Origin of the sequence: Actinomadura kijaniata NBRC 14229, from assembly GCF_001552175.1 — a bacterium.
Taxonomy (GTDB): domain Bacteria; phylum Actinomycetota; class Actinomycetes; order Streptosporangiales; family Streptosporangiaceae; genus Spirillospora; species Spirillospora kijaniata.
The window spans coordinates 47,637-69,050 of sequence record NZ_BCQR01000029.1 but is presented as its reverse complement, the minus strand read 5'-3'; the positions used below and the strand labels follow the sequence as shown (position 1 = coordinate 69,050).

Here is a 21,414-nt window from a genome sequence, read left to right as displayed (position 1 = left end):
AGGTTTTACCGAACCGTGGCGCTCAGATGACCTTCCCGGGGTTGAGGATCCCGGCCGGGTCCAGCGCGGCCTTCACCGCGCGGTGCAGCTCCAGCACGTCCTCGCCGACCTCGGCGCGCATGCCGCGCCGCTTCAGCAGCCCGACCCCGTGCTCACCGGTCACGGTCCCGCCCAACGCGATCGCGTCGTCCAGGATCGCCTCGAACGCCGCCTGCGCCCGCGCCCGCGCCGCCTCGTCCCCGGCGGGCACCACGATCAGCGGATGCAGGTTCCCGTCCCCGGCGTGCGCGATGTTGGCGATGTGCACCCCGTGGATCCGGGCGTGCTCCTCGATCCGCCCCAGCATCCGGGGCACCAGGCCCCGCGGCACGCACACGTCCTCGGTCAGCACGGGCCCGAGCCGTTCCAACGCCGGATACGCCAGCCGCCGCGCCGCGAACAGCGCCTCGGCCTCCTCGGCGTCGGTCGACCGGGTGCTCCACCCGGCCCCGGCCTCGTCGAAGCAGCGTTGCAGCAGCGCCGCCTCACCCTCGTCACCGGAGTCGACCCGCCCCAGCAGCAGCACATCGCCCAGATCGGCCAGGCCCATGTTCTTCCAGTCGTCGACCGCGCGCAGGCAGTACCGGTCGACCAGCTCCAACGCCGACGGCGCGATCCCCGACGCGGCCACCGCCGCGACGGCCTCCCCCGCCGCGACCAGCGAACCGAACGCCCCCACCACCGTCCGGGGCGCCCCCTTCGGCAGCGGCAGCAACCGCACGGTGACCTCGGTGATCACCCCGAGAGTGCCCTCCGACCCCACGAACAACCCCGCCAGGTCGTACCCGGCCACGCCCTTACGGGTCCGCCGCCCCACCCGCACCAGCCTGCCGGTACCGGTGACGACCTGAAGACCCAGCACGTAATCCCCGGTCACGCCGTACTTGACGCAGCAGACCCCGCCCGCGTTGGTCGCCGCGTTCCCCCCGATCGTCGACCACGGAGAACTGGCCGGGTCCGGCGGATACCACAACCCGTGCTCGGCCACGGCCTCCCGCAGCCGATCGTTGACGACACCCGGCTGCACCACCGCGATCTGCTCGGCCGCGTCGATCTCCAGCACGCGGTCCATGCCGTCCAGGGCCAGCAGCACACAGCCGTCCACGGCGTTGGCCCCACCGGACAGCCCCGTCCCGGCCCCACGCGGCACCACCGGCACCCCGTACTCGGCGCACAGCGCGACCACGTCCCGCACCTGCTCGGCACTGCGCGCCCTGACCAGCGCCAACGCCGTCCCCTCCGGCGCCCACGCCGCCTGGTCACGGGCATGGGCGGCCACGACATCGGCATCCCGGACGATCACATCCGACGGCAGAACCCCTGCCAGAGCATCAAGAAACCGCACGCCCAGCACCGTAACAACCGCTCCCGAAGCCCCGTCAGTGCCCGCACCTATGATCAGCGGCATGCCCCGCCAGCGCGTCCCCCCACGACCGATCGCCCCCGGCGACATCGTCACCAGGCACTCACCCACCCTCAACACCTGGGTCGCCGCACAGGTCACCCACCTCGACCCCGACAACGAGACCGCCGCCGTCCTCACGCTGGACTGGACCGGCCCCGAACCCGCCACCGTCACCGACCTCGGCGACGTCACCCCCCTCGTCCTGACCCACCACGCCTGGAACGGCGGCGTCGAACACTGCCACTACGAGTGGGTCCTCCCCCGCGGCTTCAAGGTCATCGGCACCCTGCCCCTCCTCCGCGACCAGCCACCGAACGCCTACTCCCACGGCTGGGGCGTCGACGACCAGCTCGCCCGCCAACGGCACTGGGACACCGGCGACCACGGGGACCTGCCACAACCCTGGAAGGCCACCCGCACCGCCGCCGAACTCGACCACGCTCCCGAGATCACGGACCTGACCGTCCGGCAGATCACCACGCTCGACTGCGGCCTCCTGGTCGAGCACCACCCCCACCTCACCGACCTGTCCCTGCACGGCGACCTCGGCCTCCTGACCGCCGCCGAACGCCTCAACGAACTCCCGTCCCTCCAGCGACTCCACATCGTGAACCTGTTCGGGATGACCCGACACGACCGCCTGCTCCCCGAACGCGTCCCCGCCCTGGAATCACTGCTCCTGAGCGGCATCCCCACCGAATACGCCACCGCGATGCGCACGACCTGGAAACCCCAGATCCCCCACGGCGTCCACGTCGACATCCGCCGCGCCCGCAAACCCGAATGGGTCGCCGAGAACCGCGACAACCCCCTCCGCGACTGGGACGGCCGCGAACACATCGGCCGCACCCGCTACACCAAGGCCGTCGCCCAGTACAGGAAGACCCGGCGAGCGGTCCTGGAAGCCCTCACCACCGACGACCCGCAACGCCTGGTCGAGATCGGCCGCGAGTACGGCGAGGCGTTCAACGCCCTCGACCGCCGCACCGGCTTCATCGAGACCGTCGAACGCGAGGAACTCTTCACCGCCCTGGACCACCTGGTGAACCAGGCCGAAACCACCCTCGCCCAGGATCTGACCTGGGCGAGGGAAAGCCTCCTCGCAGGCGTGGAGCAAGTCCGCGACTGGTGACCGGGCCTGCCGGGTCTCAGCTTCGTTCGGCCAGGCGTCGCCGCAGAGGCTCGTAGTCGTGGTCGGGGAACAGCACGGGGAAGAGTTCGAGCATTTCCGCCATGTCGGCTCGGAAGTACTCCCTGTCGTCCTCATCGAGTGAAGTGATGTCGCAGAACAGTTTCTGCCAGCCGTAGACCCCTTTGGTGATCGCCAGATTCCGGAGGTACCCGCAGTAGTCGATGTCCATCCTGAGCCCCTTGTAGGGCGCGATTTCGGGATGGTAGTACCAGAGCTCGGGCATGGGCTCGTCCGGGCTAACGCGCAGGGCCACCCACTCCCCCGTCCCCGTCACGGGGTGGCCGTCGAACGGGCGCAGCTCCGACCACCGCTGCCGCTCGTCCGGCGTCAGCGTCTCCTCAAGGGGATGGCCGTGCGCCTTCTCGGCGAGGGCCTGGTGGAGGTTCACCACGCTGAACTCGCCGCCGAGCTCCCTCGGAGAGTCCAGGGACCAGCAGGCCGAGATCTCATCGAAACGGCAGAGCCCCTCCTTGAACCTCGGGTCAAGGACGGTGCCGGCCGCCTCGGACAGGGCGGCGACTTCCGCTTCGATGTCCTCATGCTCCACATGGACGTCGCCTCGCCGCCATTCGAGGTCCTCCGCACCGGAGGCTTCCCGGAGTTCGAGAAGCGCCTTTTCCAGTAGCCGTTCAGTGACCGTCAGGCCGCTCATGACCGCTCCGTTCCTGCGACGTTCGAGCCTTGGACAGGAGGTCCGGCAAGGCTGCCGTTCCGGCCGGTCCAGGCGGGGGCCTTCAAACCCGAACGGGGTGCTCCGGGCGAGTTCCCACTCCCCCGGAACACCCCGGAAACCGTCCGCCGGTGGACGTCAGGTGTCGATGCGCTCCACGTCCAGCTCGCTCGCTCCGGCGATGATGAACTGGCGCCGCGGGGCGACCTCGCTGCCCATCAGCAGGTCGAACACCTTGGCCGCCTCCTCGGCGTCCTCGACGCGGATGCGGCGCAGCATGCGGTAGCGCGGGTCCAGCGTCGTCTCGGCGAGCTGGTCGGCGTCCATCTCACCCAGGCCCTTGTAGCGCTGGATGGGCTCCTTCCAGCGCTGGCTCTTGCGCTCCAGCTCGACGAGCTTCTTGCGGAGCTCGGCGTCGCTGTAGGTGTAGATGTACTTGTCCTGCCCCTTCTTCGGCTTGACCAGCTCGATCCGGTGCAGGGGCGGGACCGCGGAGTACACGCGTCCCGCCTCAAGCATTGGCCGCATATAGCGGTAAAAGAGGGTCAAAAGCAGACATCTGATGTGTGCGCCATCAACGTCAGCGTCGGCCAAAATGACTGCTTTGCCATACCTTGCCGCATCAATGTCAAATGTCCGACCTGACCCGGCTCCGATGACCTGGATGATCGCGGCGCACTCGGCGTTCTTCAGCATGTCCGCGACCGACGCCTTCTGGACGTTCAGGATCTTGCCGCGGATGGGCAGCAGGGCCTGGAACTCGGAGTTGCGGGCCAGCTTCGCGGTGCCCAGGGCCGAGTCGCCCTCGACGATGAACAGTTCGCTGCGGTCGTCGGTGGTGCGGCAGTCCACCAGTTTCGCCGGGAGCGCCGAGTTCTCCAGGGCGTTCTTGCGGCGCTGGTTGTCGCGCTGGGTGCGGGCCGCGATGCGGGTCTTGGCGGCGCTGACGATCTTTTCGAGGACGGTGCGGAGTTGCTGTTTCTGGCCGCGGGAGGGGTTCTCGAAGATGGCCTTCAGTTCGTCGCCGACGACGCGGGAGACGATGCGGGTGGCGGCCGAGGTGCCGAGGATCTCCTTGGTCTGGCCTTCGAACTGCGGTTCGGGGAGGCGGACGGTGACGACGGCGGTGAGGCCTTCGAGGATGTCGTCCTTGATGACGTCCTCGTCGCCGTTCTTGAGGAGTTTGGTGGCGCGGAGCTGTTCGTTGATGACGCGGATGAGGGCGCGGTCGAGGCCGCGGACGTGGGTGCCGCCCTTGGGGGTGGCGATGACGTTGACGAACGATTTGGTGATGGTGTCGTAGCCGGTGCCCCAGCGCAGGGCGACGTCGACTTCGAGGTCGCGTTCGACGTCGGTGGGGATGAGGTGGCCTTGTTCGTCGAGGACGGGGACGGTCTCGGTGAAGTGGCCGCGGCCCTGGAGGCGGAGGACGTCGATGATGGGGGCGTCCTTGGCGAGGTAGGAGCAGAACTCGCTGATGCCGCCTTCGAAGTGGAAGGTCTCTTCGACGATCTCGTCGCCGCGTTCGTCGCGGACGTCGATGGTGAGGCCGGGGATGAGGAACGCGGTCTGGCGCATGCGGTCCATGACCAGGTCGCGTTCGATGGTGGCGCCCTGGAGGAAGATCTGCATGTCGGGCCAGAAGCGCACGCGGGTGCCGGTGGTGCGGCGGGCGACCTTGCGGATGGCGCGCAGGCCGGACTTCTTCTTGAAGCGGGCGTTGGGGCGGCCGTCGTCGGCGAACTCGCCGGGGAGGCCGCGTTTGAAGCTGATGGCGTGGGTGGAGCCGTCGCGGTCGACCTCGACGTCGAGGCGGGCGGAGAGGGCGTTGACGACGGAGGCGCCGACGCCGTGGAGGCCGCCGGAGGCGGTGTAGGAGACGCCGCCGAACTTGCCGCCGGCGTGCAGGCGGGTCATGACGAGTTCGACGCCGGGGAGGCCGGTCTTGGGTTCGATGTCGACGGGGATGCCGCGGCCGTTGTCGCCGACTTCGAAGGAGCCGTCGGCGCGCATGATGACGCTGATGTGGGTGCAGTATCCGGCCAGGGCTTCGTCGACGCAGTTGTCGACGATCTCCCACAGGCAGTGGGCGAGTCCGCGGCTGTCGGTCGAGCCGATGTACATGCCGGGACGCTTGCGCACGGCCTCCAGGCCTTCGAGCACCGAGAGGTGCCGGGCGCTGTAGCCCTGCTGGTCGTCGGTCGTCGGTTCAGCTGCGGTGGCGGTCAACTGCGTGTGCTCCTCGGGGGTCGGACGTCGGCCAAGAGGTTACCTCCGGGCACTGACAGTCCTTCACAAGGCTCGCCGCCCGTGGGAGGGCGGCGGGTCGTTCGGTGGGTGGATTCCGCGGTCTCCACCCGTGGGCGGGTGTTCGGCGCGGTCCGTGTTCCTAGTGTCCAGATCATGGCATACACCATCAGTGTGCGCGGTCTGCGCAAGAGGTACGGCGGTGTGAACGCGGTGGACGGTATCTCGTTCGACGTGGCCGCGGGTGAGTTCTTCGGGATCCTGGGGCCGAACGGGGCGGGCAAGACGACGACCCTGGAGATCATCGAGGGGTTGCGGCGGGCTGACGGGGGCGAGGTGTCGGTCCTGGGGCTGGCGCCGTGGCCGCGTGATCCTCGGTTGCTGCCCCGGATCGGGGTGCAGTTGCAGGCGTCGTCGTTCTTCGAGCGGTTGACGGCGCGTGAGCAGTTGCGGACGTTCGGGTCGTTGTACGGGGTGCCGGGGCGGCGCGCGGACGAGATGTTGGAGTCGGTGGGTCTGGCGGGGAAGGCCGACACGCGCGTGGAGGCCCTGTCGGGCGGGCAGGCGCAGCGGTTGTCGATCGCGTGTGCGCTGGTGCACGACCCGGAGGTGGTGTTCCTGGACGAGCCGACGGCGGCGCTGGATCCGCAGGCGCGGCGGAACCTGTGGGACGTGCTGCGGGCGATCAACACCGGGGGTCGGACGATCGTGCTGACCACGCATTCCATGGACGAGGCGGAGGTCCTGTGCGACCGGGTCGCGATCGTGGACGCGGGTCGGGTGCTGGAGCTGGGTCCTCCGGCGGCGCTGGTGCGGGGGTTGGACGCGCCGGCGCGGGTCAGCGTGGCGGCGGGGGTGCTCACGGCGTCGGAGGCGTTGTCGCTGCCGGGTGTGGACGGGGCGGAGGACGACGGCGTCTCGCTGACCGTCCAGACGCGGGATCCGTCGGCGGTGGTGGCGGCGCTGGCGGCGCGGGGCGCGCTGGCGGGTGTGGGGATCCGTGGCGCGACGTTGGAGGACGTGTTCCTGGAGCTGACCGGACGGGAGTACCGGGCGTGAACGGGGTGGGTGGTCTGAGGAGTCTTTCGTGGGCGTTGTTCGCGGGGTTCGTGCGGGATCGGGGGGCGTTGTTCTTCACGGTGCTGTTCCCGCTGTTGTTCCTGGTGGTGTTCGCGGGGGTGTTCGGGCACCAGTCGACGCCGAAGGTCAGGGTCGTCCAGGTGGGGGCGGCGCCGGTGCTGGAGCAGGCGGTCGGGCGGGCCGGGCGGGCGTTGACCGACACCCTGGCGGTCGAGCGTGGCGGTGACCGGGCGGCGGCGCTGAGGAAGGTCGCCGAGGGGGACGCGGACGCGGTGGTGGAGCAGCACGGGGACGTGCTGGTGGCGCACTACTCGGTGGCCGATCCGGTGAAGGCGGGGACGGTGCGGGGCCTGCTGGGCTCGATCGTGCAGAGTGCCGACGTCGCCGCGTCGGGGAGGGAGCCCCGGTTCTCGCTGCGGTCCCAGCGGGTGGAGGACGAGTCGCTGGGCGCCGTGCAGTTCTTCACGCCGAGCCTGCTGGGGTGGGCGCTGGCGTCGGCGGGTGTGTTCGGGGCGTCGCAGACGCTGGTGACGTGGCGGACGCGGGGTCTGCTGCGGCGGCTGCGGTTGTCCCCGGCGCCGGTCTGGACGTTGTTCGGGGCGCGGGTGGTCGTGAGCGTGGCCGTGGCGCTGCTGCAACTGGCGGTGTTCCTGGGGGTGGCGTCGCTGCCGTTCTTCGGGTTGCGGCTGCAGGGGGCGTGGTGGATGGCGGTTCCGCTGGTTGTGGCGGGTGTGCTGGCGTTCCTGGCGATCGGCATGGTCATCGGGGCGTGGGCCGGACGCAGGAGTCCGCGCAGACGGTGACCCAGCTGGTGGTGCTGCCGATGGCGTTCCTGGGCGGGTCGTTCTTCCCGTTGGACGGGGCTCCGGGATGGATGCGAACTCTTTCCCATGTCTTCCCCCTGGGTTACCTGAACGAGGGAATGCTGAACGTGATGGGTCGCGGCCTGGGCGCCGGGAGCGCCGTGCCGCAGCTGGTGACCCTGCTCGGGATCGCGGCGGTGGGGGCGGTCGTGGCGGCGCGAATGTTCCGCTGGGACGACTCCTGACCCCCGAATGAGTGTGACCTCGGTCACTATTGGCCGCATTCTGCTCTGGGCGTACGCGGAACCAGGTTGGGAACGTCCTGGTCGGGTTAGATGTTGTCCTAAGTACCGACCCCGAGCATGAGGAAGGTGCCGTGACTGGAGCCCTTGCCCCGACCAAGCCGTTGACCGTCGCCGACCGTTGCGACCGTTGCGGCGCCCAGGCCTACGTCCGAGCAGTCCTTGTAGGCGGCGGCGACCTTCTGTTCTGCGCCCACCACGGACGCAAGTACGCAGAGGCGCTCCGTGCGAACGGGGCCGACATTCAGGACGAGAGCGACCGGCTTCGCGAAACCCCGGCGGCCGCGGCCGTCGAGGAGCGGTAGCCCTTACATAAAAGAATCCGGGAACGGCGGTCATCGGCGACGATGGCCGCCGTTCACCTTTCCTATCCTGGGGTGCGGCCCGGTTGAAGCGTGGCCGTATTCACCGGATTCGGGGGGACCGTGCACATTCTGCTGCCGCCATCGGAGAAGAAGTCCGTCGCGCAGGACGGGTCGCCGCTGGACCCGGCGGCGCTCAGTTTCCCGGAACTGCGTCCCACGCGGGAACGGATGCTGGACGCGCTGGCGGAGGTGAGCCGGCGCGGGGACGCCCCGGAGGTGCTGGGGCTGCCCGCGGGCCAGGCGGCCGAGGCCCTGGCGCGGAACCGGGCGCTGCGTGAGGCCCCGGCGCTGCCGGCGGCCGAGCTCTACACCGGCGTGCTCTATGACAACCTCGCGATCGGCGAGCTGGATCTCGAACGCGCCGCCGAGCAGATCGTGATCTTCTCCGGGCTGTGGGGCGCGCTGCGGCTCACCGACCGGATCCCGCCCTACCGCCTGGCGATGGGCGTGACGCTGCCCGGGAAGGGCCGGGTCTCGGCCGTGTGGCGCCCCGCCCTGAAGGAGGCGCTGCGCCCGGACGGCCTGGTCGTGGACATGCGTTCGGGCCCGTACATGGCCGCGTGGAAGGCGCCCCGGCCCGCGGTGGCGGTGCGGGTGTTCCGGGAACGCATCCTGGACGGCGTTCCCCAGCGCACCGTGGTCAGCCACATGGCCAAGGCGACGCGGGGAAGGGTCGCCCACGACCTGATCAAGGCCGGGGCGTCCCCGGAGACCCCCGAGGAACTGCTCAAGGCCGTGACGGACCTCGGGTACGCCGCCGAGCTGGACGGCGCCCACCTCGACGTGATCCTTCCCGGCTGATCCCGAAGGGCAGGGGCCCCGTTCCGGTCGTCCGGAACGGGGCCCCTGCCGTCACACGTTCGTTCGCGAGTACCGATCAGTCCAGGTAGTCGCGCAGGACCTGGGAGCGCGACGGGTGGCGCAGCTTCGACATGGTCTTGGACTCGATCTGGCGGATGCGCTCGCGGGTCACCCCGTACACCTTGCCGATCTCGTCCAGCGTCTTGGGCTGGCCGTCGGTGAGGCCGAACCGCATCGACACCACGCCCGCCTCGCGCTCGGACAGGGTGTCCAGCACCGAGTGCAGCTGCTCCTGGAGCAGGGTGAAGCTGACCGCGTCGGCCGGGACGATCGCCTCGGAGTCCTCGATCAGGTCACCGAACTCGCTGTCGCCGTCCTCGCCCAGCGGGGTGTGCAGCGAGATCGGCTCGCGGCCGTACTTCTGGACCTCGACGACCTTCTCCGGGGTCATGTCGAGCTCCTTGGCCAGCTCCTCCGGGGTGGGCTCGCGGCCCAGGTCCTGGAGCATCTGGCGCTGCACGCGGGCCAGCTTGTTGATCACCTCGACCATGTGCACCGGGATGCGGATGGTGCGGGCCTGGTCGGCCATCGCGCGGGTGATCGCCTGCCGGATCCACCAGGTGGCGTAGGTGGAGAACTTGTAGCCCTTGGTGTAGTCGAACTTCTCGACCGCGCGGATCAGACCGAGGTTGCCCTCCTGGATCAGGTCCAGGAACAGCATGCCGCGGCCGGTGTAGCGCTTGGCCAGCGACACCACCAGCCGGAGGTTGGCCTCCAGCAGGTGGTTCTTGGCGCGGCGGCCGTCCTCGGCGATCCACTCGTAGTCCTCGAGGTCCTCCTGGGACATCAGGTGGCCCTCGACGGCCAGGCGCTCCTCGGCGAACAGGCCGGCCTCGATGCGCTTGGCGAGCTCGACCTCCTGCTCGGCGTTGAGCAGCGGGACCTTGCCGATCTGCTTGAGGTAGTCCTTGACCGGGTCGGCGGTGGCGCCGGCGGCGGCGATCTGCTGCGCCGGGGCGTCCTCGTCGTCGTCGCCGAGGACGAAGGCCTCCTCGTCGGTCTTGGCGGGCGGCTCGTCGGGCTTGGCGGCCTTGACGGCGACGGGCGCGGCGGCCTCCTCGACCTCTTCCTCCTCGACCTCCACCTCGACCTCCGGCTCGTCCTCGAGCTCCAGGTCGGTCAGGTCCAGGTCGACCTCGTCCTCTTCGAGCTCGGGGTCGTCGGCGGACTTGGCCTTCTTGGTGGTGGCCTTGGCGGCGGTCTTGGCCGGGGCGTCCTTCTTGGCCGCGGGGGCCTTGGGCTTGGCGGCGGCGGGCTTCTTGGGCGCGGCGGCCTTCTTGGCGGCACGCGGCTTGGGAGCGGCCGCCTCGTCGTCGTCGACGACGGCGGTCACCGTCTCGGGCTGCTGCTCCTTGGCGGCAGCGGCGGTCTTGGGCCTGCGCGGCTGCGTCGGCTTGCGACGCTTGGGCGCAGCGGAGTTGGCAGCGCTCACCACAACGGTCACGCCCTCCTTGCTGAGGCTCCGCAGAATGCCGGGAGCCTTCTCGACAGGGATGTCGGCTTCCTCGAACGTACGGCGTACGTCCTCGGCATCGAGGTAACCCTGGGACCGTCCACGCTCGATCAGCTGCGCGATGACGTGCTCGTGCAGATCCGAAGCTTTCGAGGTCGAGCTAGCAGGCGACACAAATACCTCTCGAACGAACGTGTGGCTTGGTTGACCCAAGTGCCCTGACGGGCCCGGCCTCACACGGGGTGGGACCACACACCGAGCGGGGCCACCCTGTGCGGGACCGCAGCGTACCCGCTCCTACTGGGGTCAAGCATTCTGGCACGGCTGCGCATTCCGCTTCGTAGTCCAACCCGGTAACACTCCACCTTAGAGGGCGCTGGGCGGTCCTTCGTACGTACTACACCGTCTCTTCGCGCTCCACGGCGGGGTTCGAACGGGCCTCAAACGGTCTTCGGCGGGACGTGCAGGGCGAGTACGGTCACATCGTCAACTTGCTCGTAACCCGCAAGCATCCGATCGACCAGGAAGTCGACGAGTCTTTCCGGATCTCCTACCACTTCAGGTGGGGCGTCGGCCGCGACGGAGACCAGTTCCTCCAGCCCGGCGTCCACCCCACGCCTACGGTTCTCCACAAGTCCATCGGAATAGAAGACCACAGTGTTGCCGGTTTCGATGGAAAAACTTGTCTGCTGGCGCTGCGAGGGCCAGCCGAGCGGGGTTCCCGGCTCGTTGGTGGAGACGCGGGCGGGGGCGTCCGGGGAGATCAGCAGGGGTGGCGGGTGACCGGCGTTGCTGAAGGCGCCCTGGCCGGTCTCGGGGTCGATGACCGCGTAGGCGACGGTCGTGAACTGCTCCTCGTCCTCGGTGGCGCTGAACAGGCGGTCCAGCCCGGCCAGGACGGCGGCGGGGCGGGGGTCGTTGAGGGCCAGGGCGCGCAGGGCGTTGCGGACGCGGCCCATCCCGGCGGCGGCGAGCACGCCCTTGCCCATGACGTCGCCCGCCGCGACGGCCAGGCGGTCGTCGGGGAGGCGGAACACGTCGTACCAGTCGCCGCCGACCTGCACGTGGCGGGTGGCGGGGTTGTAGCGGGCGGCCAGCACCATGCCGGGCAGCTGCGGCAGGGCGGTGGGCAGCAGGCTGCGCTGGAGCTCCTCGGCGGTCTTGTGCTCGCGTTCGAACAGCAGGGCGCGTTCGACGGCCAGGGCGCACTGGCCGGCGAGGGCCTCCAGGAAGACGCGCTCCTCCTCGGTGATCTCGCGGGGGCGGGTGAAGGAGAACCGCAGCGCGCCGATCGGGGCCCCGGCGGCCAGCAGGGGCAGGCCGACCCAGGCGCGTTCCTCGTTGTGCTGGGTGAACAGCTCGGCCTCGTCGCGGCCCAGCTGGAGGCGCAGCTCGTCGGGGTGCTGGGCCAGGAACGGGCGGGACTCGCGGACCGCGACCGACATGACCGTCTGGTCACTGACCCGGATGTCGTCGCGGGTGGCCGGGCGCGGGGCCGTCTCGCCGCCGGGCGGCGACGGGGTGACGATCGACAGCCGCAGCTTGTCGTCGTCCAGCAGCGCCACCGCCGAGTAGTCGGCGCCGATCGCCGACCGGCCGACCTCGGTGATCACCTGGACGACCTGGGAGACGGTGAGCGCCTCGGCGAGCATGGAGGTGGCCTGCTGGAGGCGGGCGGTGCGCAGCGCGGCGGCCGACAGCTGCTCGGTGAGGCGGCCGCGCATCTCCTCGGCCTCCTTCTGCCCGGTCACGTCGGTGTTGGCGCCGACCCACTCGATGACCTCGTCGCCCTGGCGGATCGGGACGGCGCGCACGTCGAAGTGGCGGTGGCCGCCGGACCGGGTGCGGATGCGGTAGCCGGTCTCGAAGACGCGCTCGTCGGCGACGCACTCGTTCCAGATCGCCTCGACGCGGGCGCGGTCGTCGCCGTGGACGACCGCGAGCCAGCCGCCGGCGGCGTAGTCCTCGGGGGTCTGGCCGGTGATGGCGCGCCACTCGGGGGCGTCGTCCAGCGGCCGCCCGTCCGGGCCGGTCACCCACACGACCTGGGAGGAGGCCTCGACCAGGGAGCGGTACCGCTGCTCCTTGCGGCGGATGATCTCCTCGGCGCGGCGGCGCTCGGTGACGTCGTGGGCGGTCAGCGCGACGCCGCGCACGGCGCCGTCGGCGGCGCGGACCGGCAGCCACAGGCACGACAGGACGCGGTCGCCGGGGCCGAGGCCGCCGGCGGTGCCGAGGGGCAGCGGCGCGGCGAGGCCGCCACCGCCGGCGTTCCCGGCGTGCTCGGCGTGCTCGGGATTCTCGGTGTCGGCGGGCTTGTCGGCCCCCGCGGAGACGATCAGGTCGGTCTCCAGCGGCGCGCCCTCGCCCGCCAGGACCTCGCGCAGCGCGGCCTCGACCTCGGCGGCCAGGGCCTCGGGCAGCGCCTGGGCGGGGGTGTGGCGCTCCAGGCCGGCGCCGGACACGCCGAGCAGCCCGGCCAGCGCCTCGCCGGCGCGGCGGCAGCGCAGCTCCGTGTCGAAGTACGCGATCCCCGCGGGGGCCTGCTTCATGAGGGCGGAGTACAGGGCGTCGTCGAACGCGTCCATGTCTGGGCCCTCCACCGCAGAGGTCCGGGGATGCGGAACGGACGTCTCGGTGCTCATGGACAACACCTCCGCCCCAGGGGGTTCCGCACCGCGCGGCAAGTTTTCATCACTATGCGTGAATGGGAGCAGGCTAGCGCTCCCGCCTCCATCACAACACCGGTCGGAGTCAGGTTCTCATCATCCCGATGGTTGGCCGTGGACGGAAGGGCTGACGGACATCTGTGTCGCGTCGCGTCCCAGTGTCGTGCGCCGGTCCGCCCCGGTCGGCAAAGAAGGGGTAAAGAACCTCCGGACCACCCGGCGGCGGCCTTCTCGGCCTTCGCCGCCTTGGCGGCGGCCTCGGCCTCCTGCTCGAACGCCCGCACCTTCGCCGGCGCCTCGGGCCGCACGCCGTACCGCTTGCCCGGCAGCGCCAGGAAGATCTGCGCCTTCCGCCTGCCGAAGCCGGGCAGCGCGTGCGTGCGCGACAGCTTGGATCTGACGGATCAGATCTGACGGAAGTCTTACCGGCGGGGTCTGGGCGTGGCGGGCGGGGGCCCGTGGTGTTGTGATGGGGGTGTGGACGAAGCTGGGCGGCCCGTCGGGCGGCGCGTGGTGCTGGGGATGCTCGGGCTCGGCGCGGTCGGGGTCGTGGTGGGCGCGTCGGTGCAGGACGGCGTGAACCGGGCGGTCGCGCCGGTCGCGCCGCTGGGCGACCTGCTGCCGGCGGCGGGCGGGTTCCGGTTCTACTCGGTGGTGCCGTCGGTGCGGCGGCGGTCGGCCGCCGAGCACCGGATCACGGTGGGCGGGCTGGTGGAGCGGCCGCGCGCGTTCGCGATGGCGGACCTGGCGCGGCTGCCGCAGACGCGGATCACGCGGGACTTCCAGTGCGTGACCGGGTGGCGGGTGCCGGACGTGGCGTGGTCGGGGGTGGCGCTGCCGGACCTGCTGGACGCGGTCGGGGCGTCGGCGCGGGCGCGGGCGGTGCTGTTCCGGTCGTTCGACGGGGTCTACACCGAGTCGCTGACGCTGGAGCAGGCGCGGCGGCGCGACGTGCTGGTGGCGACGGGGATGCGGGACGGGCCGGTCGGCCACGACCACGGCGGGCCGGTGCGGCTGCTGGTGGCGCCGATGTACGGCTACAAGTCGCTCAAGTGGCTGGGCGGGATCGAGGTCGTCGACCGCGTGGTGCCCGGGTACTGGGAGGAACGCGGATATGACGTCGACGCGTGGGTCGGGCGGTCCAACGGACGCGACGACCGGCCCACCTGAGCTGATCGAGCGGTTCACGCGGGCCGAACGGTGGGTCCACCACGCGCTGGCGCTGCTGATGCTCGGGTGCCTGGTGACGGCGGCGCTGCTGTACTTCCCGCCCCTGTCGGCTGCGGTGGGGCGGCGCGGCTTGGTCAAGACGGTGCACCTGTGGTGCGGGTTCGCGCTGCCGGCGCCGGTGCTGCTGGGGCTGGCGTCGCGGGCGTTCCGGGCGGACCTGCGGCGGCTGGACCGGTTCGCGCCGCACGACTGGGCGTGGCTGCGGCGGCGCGACCGGCGCGCGACGGTCGGCGGGCGGGGCGTGCTGCCGGTCGGCAAGTTCAACGCCGGGCAGAAGCTGAACGCGGCGTTCACCGCGGGCGCGGTGCTGGTGCTGCTGGGCACCGGGGCGATCATGGCGTTTCCGGGGCCGTTCCCCGACCGGTGGCGGACGGGCGCGACGTTCGTGCACGACTGGCTGTTCCTGGCCGTGCTGGTCGTGACCGCCGGGCACCTGTGGGAGGCGTCGCGGGACCGCGGGGCGCTGGCCGGCATGTGGTCCGGGAGGGTCGGCCGCGACTGGGCGGCACGCCACCACCGGGGGTGGCTGGAGGGACCACCGGGAGAGTGACCGGCGAACACTATGTGGAATCTTCTGGTCCCGACCTGGGGAGGTCTTGACTCTGCCGGGGAAAGGGTTGGAATGAGCACGAGGCGCGGACCCGGCGGCCTCCGATCGGGGTCGGCGCCTTGACCCGGCGGTCCATTCCGTCCGCCGGTCCCTGCGGCGCGGAGGTAGTGCGCTGATGCCTGCATTGGCCGACCACCGGAGCGAGACACGCCAGGTGCTCGCCCGGCGGCTGGCGGCCGAGTTCATGACCTTCACCGTGGACGCCGTCGAGCGATGCGTCGCCGACGTTCAGGCCGTCATGACCCATCTGGGCGTCAACCCCACCCCGGCACTGGTGGAGCGTATGGCGCGTGAGCACCTGATCGGCATGGTCAAGTCCGAGCCCCCGTCGGGGCGGGCGGCCGGGCCCTGGGGCGGTGCGCTGCCCGGGCACGTCCCGCACCGCGCGGACGGCGGCGCCGGCGGCACCGGGAAGGGCGGCGTCGACGGCTGACGACTGTCGCGATCCGTCCCAATTCGGCCGCACGGCGGCGTCCTGGGCAACGCCCGGCGACGGATCTGCGAAGCTATAGAGGTGAGTTCGCGCAGCCCCCGCCGTTCCTCCGGCGACCCCGCGCGGGATCGCCGCGAGCCCCCCGGCGAGGTCTCGGCGATCTTCGACGGGATGCTGCGGCACGCCCGCGAGCTGCTGGCCGTGCGCTCCCCGCTGGACGCCGAGCTGATCGTCAGCGAGATCCTCGGGTCGTGGTGGGGGCACCGGATGCCGGGCGGGGACGTCGAGGAGGTCATCGGCGAGGCGCTGATCGGGCACGCCGCGCGGGCCGGGACGCCCGCCGCCCTGGCGCTGCTCACCGGGATCGCCAACCTCGGCACCCGGCGGCAGGAGGTCCTCGCCGAGCAGGCCGCGCTGGAGCTGATGGAACGCGGCGTCGCCCGCCCCGGCTGGGCCGAGCACGTCGGCATGGTCACCCCCGAGCAGTGTTACGTCTCCCGCGACGTGTACGGCGACCAGGAGTCGGTCGTGTGCACGTTCACCTACGGCGGGGCCGACCGGCACGCGCTGGTGGTCCTGGTGGACCGCAACAAGGCCGAGCCGGTGCCGAACGCCCCGGCGCGTTCGGGCCGCCCGCCCGCGCCGGGGATGGTGCGCGACGCGTGGGTGTCGTCGCGGGTGGACAAGCTGCTGGAGCACTGCCGCCGGGAGAGCCGCGAGAACCCGCTGATGCGGTTCGAGGAGGTCGATCCGCGCGACACGCGGGCGCTGCTGCAACGGGCGCTGGAACGCACCGACGCCGTCGACGACCCGCCGGTCAACGAGAACTTCGGCTCCTACCACGCGTTCGTGCGGTCGCGGGTGCGGGCGCTGCCGCCCGGCGGCAGGGTCCCGGCGCCCGCCGTGCACGGCCACGACCGGCGCGCCACGCTCGCCGCGCGGTTCCTGGCGTCCGACGAGGCCGAGGAGCTGTCGGACCGGTCGGCGGCCAGCCGCTGCGTGGACCGGATCATCGACTACGGGTGCGCCCACGACTTCGGGCGGCCGCTGCGGGTGTCGCCGCTGAAGGCCGAGATGTTCCTGCTGGACTGGCTGCCGCGCAAGGTGCTGCTGTCCAGGGCCGAGCAGGAGGCCGTGCCGCACGTGCTGGCGGCGTGGGTGCGGTGGGCGGGCAAGCGCACCGGGCTGCCCGAGGAGGGCGTGCGCGCGACGCTCGACGCCGTCTGGGACGCCACCGCCAAGTTCGCCGAGTCCTACCGCGACCCGTCGGCGTTCGGGCTGGACCGGGAGATCGTGGACCGGCTGCTGCCGGACGGGGACCTGGAGGCGCTGCCCCGGCGGGCGTTCACGCTGCCGTTCCTGTCGGGGACGCACCGGCTGCCGGGACGGCACGGCAAGCACGGCAGGGTCGATCTGACCAAGCTCGACCCCGGCGACCCCGGCGACCGCCGCATCCTGCTGGAGTTCGAGCACCCCGGCGCCGACGAGGCCCACCTGGACGCCCACGAGCGGCTCGCCGGGCGGTTGTGGGACGGCGACCCGCCGCAGCTGTGGGAGACCGCCCAGGCGCTGCTGGACGTCGGCTACGAGCGCCACGAGATCCTCCACAGGCTGATCGACGTGCTGGAGCGGCACGGTCACGATCCGCAGGGGCTGCGCGACGCGCTACGTGTGCTGCGTCACGAACCGCCACCTGAGTGACGTCCGGTTTGCCAGAAAGCGTCCGGGGCGACAATCATCGGGATCTCTGGCATGGGGCGTACGGGGGACCGGGGGACGTCCCCGGGGCTGAGGGAGTGATCTTGTTGGAGTGGTCCGAGTTCGCCCGGCGGCTGGGACGTGAGCTGGCGGCGCTCGACACCGACACCATCCTCATCGTGCGCGAGCGCGAGGAGAGCCGGCACTACGTCCAGGCCATGCGCGAGCCGGACCGGCTGTACGCCGAGGCCGTCAGCAACAACTTCCTGGACGGGCCGCTGCTGCTCACCCTCGCCGACGAGGAGGTCATGAGCGACGCCGGGTGGCGCCCGCCCGGCGAACCCGCGCCGCGCAACTGGTGGACCGAGCTGCCCGCGTTCGCCGGCCCCGAGGACCACGGCCGCCTCGCCGACGTCATGGTCACCGCGCTGCGCGACGTGCAGGGCGTGCGGCGGCCCTCGGACCTGGTGTACGAGTCGTTCCACCGGCACGGCACCGGGCTGATCGAGCTGCCGGACTTCGGGATCGACGTCGCCGACCCCGGCCGGGTCGAGCACGTCCGGCCCGCGACCGGCGAGCTGCCGCCCCTGGTGGAGGCCCCGCCGCCGCCCGCCGGGACCGGCGCCGTCCCCCACGCGAACGGGGCGGTCCCGGCGTTCGGGGAGACGTTCACCGCGCCCGCGCCGGACCTGCCCGACGAGCTGGAGCCGCTGCTGGCCGACGCCAAGCAGCGCGCCGACCACGCCACCTACTTCGAGCTGCTGCTGACGGCCGCGCTGGTGATCCCCGCCCCGGCCGTGCCCGGCGCGGGCCTGCCGACCACCACGATCGGGTCGGGCGTCTACGTCACGGTGTTCACCTCGCCGCAGGCGCTGGCCGCCGCCCATCTGCTGCTGCCCGGAACGCCGCTGAGCTGGCAGAACACCTCGTTCGGGGCGCTGCTGGCGGTGTGGCCGGATCCGGCCTGGCAGCTGGCGGTCAACCCGGGCCTGCCCAGCGAGGTGCACCTGGACGTCGCCACGGTGACCCGCCTGGACAAGCAGCAGCGCACCGCCCCCACGCCGGAACCGCCCGCGACGCCTCCGGTGGCCCCGCCGACGGCGCAGGCGATGCCGCCTCAGGTGGAGCCTCCGACGGTACCGCCGGTGACGCCTTCGGTGGAGCCCCCTGTGGCGCCCCTCGCGGAGGCCCCGGTGGCGCCTCCCGTGGAGCCTCTGGTGGCGCCCCCCGTGGAGCCCCCGGTGCCGCTCCCCCTGGAGGCCCTCGCGGAGCCCCCGGTGGCCGAGGAGCCCGTTCCCGCGCTGCCCTACGGCGCGCCCACCGAGCCCGAGCCCGCCGCAGTACCCCCGGTGCCGCCCGTGCCGCCCGCGCCTCCGGGGCCGCCGGTCATCCGGCCGTCGCAGGGCACCCGGATGTGGCAGGCCACCGACGACGGCGAGCTGCTCGTCGCGGTCTACGACGCGATCGGCGGGGTCTGGACCCCGGTCCGCACCGACCTGGCCTCCACGCTCGGCACCGAATGAGCCGGGGCCGGGTCCCGCGGGCCCGGCCGGGCGGCTAACTTCTGGTACGTCAGGTCGAGCACGCGAGGGTTGGGACCCATTGGACTGGAACGACTTCGCCGAACGGCTGGCCGTCGAGCTGATGCGGCTCCCGGCCCGGTCGTTCCTGATCGTGCAGGGGCCCGGCGGCCTGCCCTACACGCAGGCGATGCGGGCGGACGACGTGCTGGACGCCGAGGCGGTCGGCAGCGCGTTCCTGCCCCGGCCGCTGTCGGGACGGCAGGAACGGCGGCTGGCCGGGCTGGGATGGCGACCGCCCGACGACGACGCGCGGCGCAACTGGTGGGACCGCGCCCCCGCCGACGACGCGTTCACCGAGGCGTGCGGGCGGCTGGCGGCGCGGATGGTGGCGGCGTTCCGCGACGTGTACGGGGTGCGCACGCCGCTGGAGCTGGTGTACCAGGCCGGCCGGACCGGGGGCGGGGCGCTGGCGCTGCCGGGCCTCGGCATCCCGGTGGCGATCCCCGAGGCGGAGCGGACGCCGGGCAGCGCCGCCGAGGCCGACCTGGAGGCGGCGCTGGCCGCCGCCCGCGAACGCGGTGACCAGCGGCGGTACCTGGAGCTCCTGGCGGGCGTCACGCTGTGCCTGCCCGCCCCGGGCGACCCGTCGGCGGCCGGGGACCGGTACGCGACGGCCCGGTTCGGCGACGGGACGTTCGTGCTGGCGTTCACCTCGCCGGAGGCGATGGACCGGTCGCTGCGCGGCCAGGCGGTCCACCACCGGCCCGCGACGCTGGAGCGGCTGGCCCGGGACTGGCCGCATCCGGACTGGCGGCTGGCGGTGAACCCGGGACTGCCGAGCGCGGCCTACCTGGACGCGTCCGCGCTGCTGCTCCTCCAGCCGGCGCCGCCCGCCGCCGAACCGCCGCTCCCCGAACCTCCGCCCGCCGAACCTCCGCCCGCCGAACCGCCGGTCGCCGCCGGGCCGTCGGCCGCCGAACGGCCGGTGGCCGGAAACGGTCACGTTCCGTCCGCGCGGCCGTCCGCTCCGCAGCCACCCCCCTCCCCCGCGGCGGAGCCGGAGGACACCGCGACCGTCGACGACGGCGGCGCGGTCGTCATGCAGAAGGTGATCCGGCCCGACCACGTGGCGCACTACCTGGACGGCGGCTACGACCGCGTCGCCGGGTACGTGCACCGGCTGGGCGACGTGCTGGAGCTGGACACCCCGGCCAAGCTCGTGCGCGGGCTGGGGCTGGTGTACGAGGGGACGCCGTTCTCGTCCGCCGACGAGGCGGTCCACGTGATCCGGTGGCCCGCGGCCAAGCCGGAGCTGTTCCGGACGCCGCTGGGCGGGATCGACGAGTGGAGCATGGGGATCATCCCGGGCGGGTGGGTCATCGAGAAGGCCCCGTTCCCGGGGTCGGGATACGCGCCCGGCGACGGGTCCGCGATCCCCGAATTCAAGATCAACAGTCAGCGGCTGCCGCACGGCGCGCGGATGTACCGGATCCACGCGTCGGGACGGGTGACGCTGGTGGCGACGTTCGACGCCGACCTGCGGCAGTGGCGGATCCGGCTGCCCCAGGCCCCGGCCGGCGCGCCGCCCGCGGGCCCGGCGGCGGGCGCCGGGGAGGGACGATGAGCATCCGGCACGGGTTCTACGCGCGGTGGAACGGCGCCGAGTACGAGGCCAGCCCGGACGGCGCGCGGGTGCGGCTGTACCGGTCCGGGCCCGCCGAGGGGTTCGCCGAGGTGGGGCCGGAGCGGCACGTGCGGGTCGTCCCGGCGGCCGAGGTGGAGCGCCTGTCGTACGTGAGCACCTACTGCCGGTGGCGCGACGAGCCGTTCGTGGTGCTGGGCGAGCACGACGGGTGGCTGCGCGTGGAGTACACCGGCGGGAGGTTCCCCGTCGCCGAGCGGATGGGGCTGGAGCCGTTCGACCGGGGCGTGTACCAGGCGTGGGCTCCGGCGGACGAGGTCGAGGACCTGCACGAGGAGGCCGTCTAAGACCTCGTTTCGAGGGCATAACGGGCGGCATGTCACAGCCGTCCGTCCTCACCCCCACCCAGGCCCGCGCGCTGTTCCGGACCGGCGCGCAGGCCGCGACGACCAGCGGATGGTGCCGGGGCTACGCGCAGGCGAACCTGCTCGCCGTGCCGCGGGACCTGGCGTTCGACACGCTGCTGTTCGTCCAGCGCAACCCCGACGCGTGCCCGCTGCTGGAGGTCACCGACCCCGGCGACCCGCACCCGCGCGAGGTCGCGGCCTCCGCCGACCTGCGCACCGACCTGCCCGCCTACCGCGTGTACGAGAACGGCGCGCCGGTCGCCGAGGTCGCCGACGCGACGGGGTACTGGCGCGACGACCTGGTGGCGTTCCTCATCGGATGCAGCTTCGGGTTCGAGGCGGCGCTGTCGGCGGCGGGCGTCCCGGTGCGGCACATCGGCCAGGACCGGAACGTGGCGATGTACGTGACGGACCGGCCGTGCGTCCCGGCGGGGCGGCTGTCGGGCCCGCTGGTGGTGTCGATGCGGCCGGTCCCGCCCGCGATGGTGGACGCCGCCGTCGAGGTCAGCGCGCGGCGTCTGGGGACGCACGGGCCGCCGGTGCACGTGGGCGACCCGGCGGCGCTCGGCATCGCCGACCTGGCGCGGCCCGACTTCGGGGACCCGGTGGAGTTCGCGCCCGGCGACGTGCCGGTGTTCTGGGCGTGCGGGGTGACGGCGCAGGCGGTGGTGCTGGCGGCGAAGCCGGAGTTCGCCATCACGCACTCGCCGGGGCGGATGTTCGTCACCGACGTGTCCGACGCCCCGCCCGTGCCCGACGCGCCGCTGTGAGCGGGTGGTAGACCT

At 72.2% G+C, this 21,414-nt stretch carries 17 protein-coding genes and 1 pseudogene; 13 read left to right on the top strand and 5 right to left on the bottom strand.

The window, feature by feature from the left end; translation table 11 throughout:
- Nucleotides 1-22: 22 nt before the first annotated feature.
- A complete protein-coding gene (locus AKI01S_RS10765; protein WP_245681568.1) occupies nucleotides 23-1,318 on the bottom strand; it encodes an FAD-binding oxidoreductase in 1,296 nt (431 codons plus the stop codon).
- Between the two features lie 127 nt (nucleotides 1,319-1,445).
- Between AKI01S_RS10765 and AKI01S_RS10760 the strand changes: the two genes are divergently transcribed.
- A complete protein-coding gene (locus tag AKI01S_RS10760; protein WP_067814522.1) occupies nucleotides 1,446-2,576 on the top strand; it encodes a hypothetical protein in 1,131 nt (376 codons plus the stop codon).
- A gap of 16 nt (nucleotides 2,577-2,592) precedes the next feature.
- Here the strand turns inward: AKI01S_RS10760 and AKI01S_RS10755 are convergent, their stop codons facing one another.
- Entirely contained in the window at nucleotides 2,593-3,288 is a 696-nt protein-coding gene (locus AKI01S_RS10755) for a hypothetical protein (protein WP_067814520.1), read from the bottom strand.
- Between the two features lie 156 nt (nucleotides 3,289-3,444).
- Nucleotides 3,445-5,535, bottom strand: coding sequence for a DNA gyrase/topoisomerase IV subunit B (locus tag AKI01S_RS10750; RefSeq protein WP_067814517.1), 2,091 nt, complete (start codon nucleotides 5,533-5,535; stop codon nucleotides 3,445-3,447).
- A 174-nt stretch (nucleotides 5,536-5,709) separates the two neighbouring features.
- Here AKI01S_RS10750 and AKI01S_RS10745 point away from each other — a divergent pair, with 174 nt between their 5' ends.
- From AKI01S_RS10745 to AKI01S_RS10730, 4 genes and pseudogenes are all read left to right on the top strand, one after another.
- Nucleotides 5,710-6,612, top strand: coding sequence for an ABC transporter ATP-binding protein (locus AKI01S_RS10745; protein WP_067814577.1), 903 nt, complete (start codon nucleotides 5,710-5,712; stop codon nucleotides 6,610-6,612).
- A pseudogene (locus AKI01S_RS10740) lies at nucleotides 6,609-7,681 on the top strand (ABC transporter permease). Before AKI01S_RS10745 ends, AKI01S_RS10740 begins: the two are co-directional and overlap by 4 nt.
- A 131-nt stretch (nucleotides 7,682-7,812) precedes the next feature.
- The gene (locus AKI01S_RS53320) at nucleotides 7,813-8,043 is read left to right on the top strand and encodes a DUF7455 domain-containing protein (RefSeq protein WP_067814514.1); all 231 of its coding nucleotides are present in this window, start codon (nucleotides 7,813-7,815) and stop codon (nucleotides 8,041-8,043) included.
- 120 nt (nucleotides 8,044-8,163) lie between these two features.
- Nucleotides 8,164-8,904 (top strand): YaaA family protein, encoded by a 741-nt coding sequence (locus tag AKI01S_RS10730; protein WP_067814513.1) that lies wholly within the window; start codon nucleotides 8,164-8,166, stop codon nucleotides 8,902-8,904.
- A gap of 76 nt (nucleotides 8,905-8,980) precedes the next feature.
- Here AKI01S_RS10730 and AKI01S_RS10725 read toward each other — a convergent pair whose 3' ends face one another.
- A complete protein-coding gene (locus AKI01S_RS10725) occupies nucleotides 8,981-10,591 on the bottom strand; it encodes an RNA polymerase sigma factor (RefSeq protein ID WP_083999321.1) in 1,611 nt (536 codons plus the stop codon).
- A gap of 266 nt (nucleotides 10,592-10,857) precedes the next feature.
- The gene (locus AKI01S_RS10720) at nucleotides 10,858-13,062 is read right to left on the bottom strand and encodes a SpoIIE family protein phosphatase (RefSeq protein ID WP_067814511.1); all 2,205 of its coding nucleotides are present in this window, start codon (nucleotides 13,060-13,062) and stop codon (nucleotides 10,858-10,860) included.
- 501 nt (nucleotides 13,063-13,563) lie between these two features.
- Between AKI01S_RS10720 and AKI01S_RS10715 the strand changes: the two genes are divergently transcribed.
- The 8 genes from AKI01S_RS10715 (at nucleotide 13,564) to AKI01S_RS10680 (ending at nucleotide 21,399) form a co-directional block, all read left to right on the top strand.
- A complete protein-coding gene (locus AKI01S_RS10715; RefSeq protein ID WP_218009630.1) occupies nucleotides 13,564-14,256 on the top strand; it encodes a molybdopterin-dependent oxidoreductase in 693 nt (230 codons plus the stop codon).
- Entirely contained in the window at nucleotides 14,201-14,866 is a 666-nt protein-coding gene (locus AKI01S_RS10710; RefSeq protein ID WP_067814508.1) for a cytochrome b/b6 domain-containing protein, read from the top strand. Before AKI01S_RS10715 ends, AKI01S_RS10710 begins: the two co-directional genes overlap by 56 nt.
- A 175-nt stretch (nucleotides 14,867-15,041) precedes the next feature.
- Nucleotides 15,042-15,359 (top strand): hypothetical protein, encoded by a 318-nt coding sequence (locus AKI01S_RS10705; protein WP_067814506.1) that lies wholly within the window; start codon nucleotides 15,042-15,044, stop codon nucleotides 15,357-15,359.
- Between the two features lie 171 nt (nucleotides 15,360-15,530).
- Nucleotides 15,531-17,060 (top strand): hypothetical protein, encoded by a 1,530-nt coding sequence (locus tag AKI01S_RS10700; protein WP_067814571.1) that lies wholly within the window; start codon nucleotides 15,531-15,533, stop codon nucleotides 17,058-17,060.
- A gap of 101 nt (nucleotides 17,061-17,161) precedes the next feature.
- Nucleotides 17,162-18,580 carry a TY-Chap domain-containing protein gene (locus AKI01S_RS10695; protein ID WP_245681565.1) on the top strand — a complete coding sequence of 473 codons (1,419 nt, stop codon included), beginning with the start codon at nucleotides 17,162-17,164 and terminating at the stop codon, nucleotides 18,578-18,580.
- Between the two features lie 79 nt (nucleotides 18,581-18,659).
- The gene (locus AKI01S_RS10690; RefSeq protein WP_067814502.1) at nucleotides 18,660-20,204 is read left to right on the top strand and encodes a TY-Chap domain-containing protein; all 1,545 of its coding nucleotides are present in this window, start codon (nucleotides 18,660-18,662) and stop codon (nucleotides 20,202-20,204) included.
- Nucleotides 20,201-20,569 (top strand): UCP033725 family protein, encoded by a 369-nt coding sequence (locus AKI01S_RS10685; RefSeq protein ID WP_067814500.1) that lies wholly within the window; start codon nucleotides 20,201-20,203, stop codon nucleotides 20,567-20,569. Before AKI01S_RS10690 ends, AKI01S_RS10685 begins: the two co-directional genes overlap by 4 nt.
- A 29-nt stretch (nucleotides 20,570-20,598) precedes the next feature.
- Entirely contained in the window at nucleotides 20,599-21,399 is an 801-nt protein-coding gene (locus AKI01S_RS10680; protein ID WP_067814498.1) for a putative hydro-lyase, read from the top strand.
- Nucleotides 21,400-21,414: the final 15 nt, after the last annotated feature.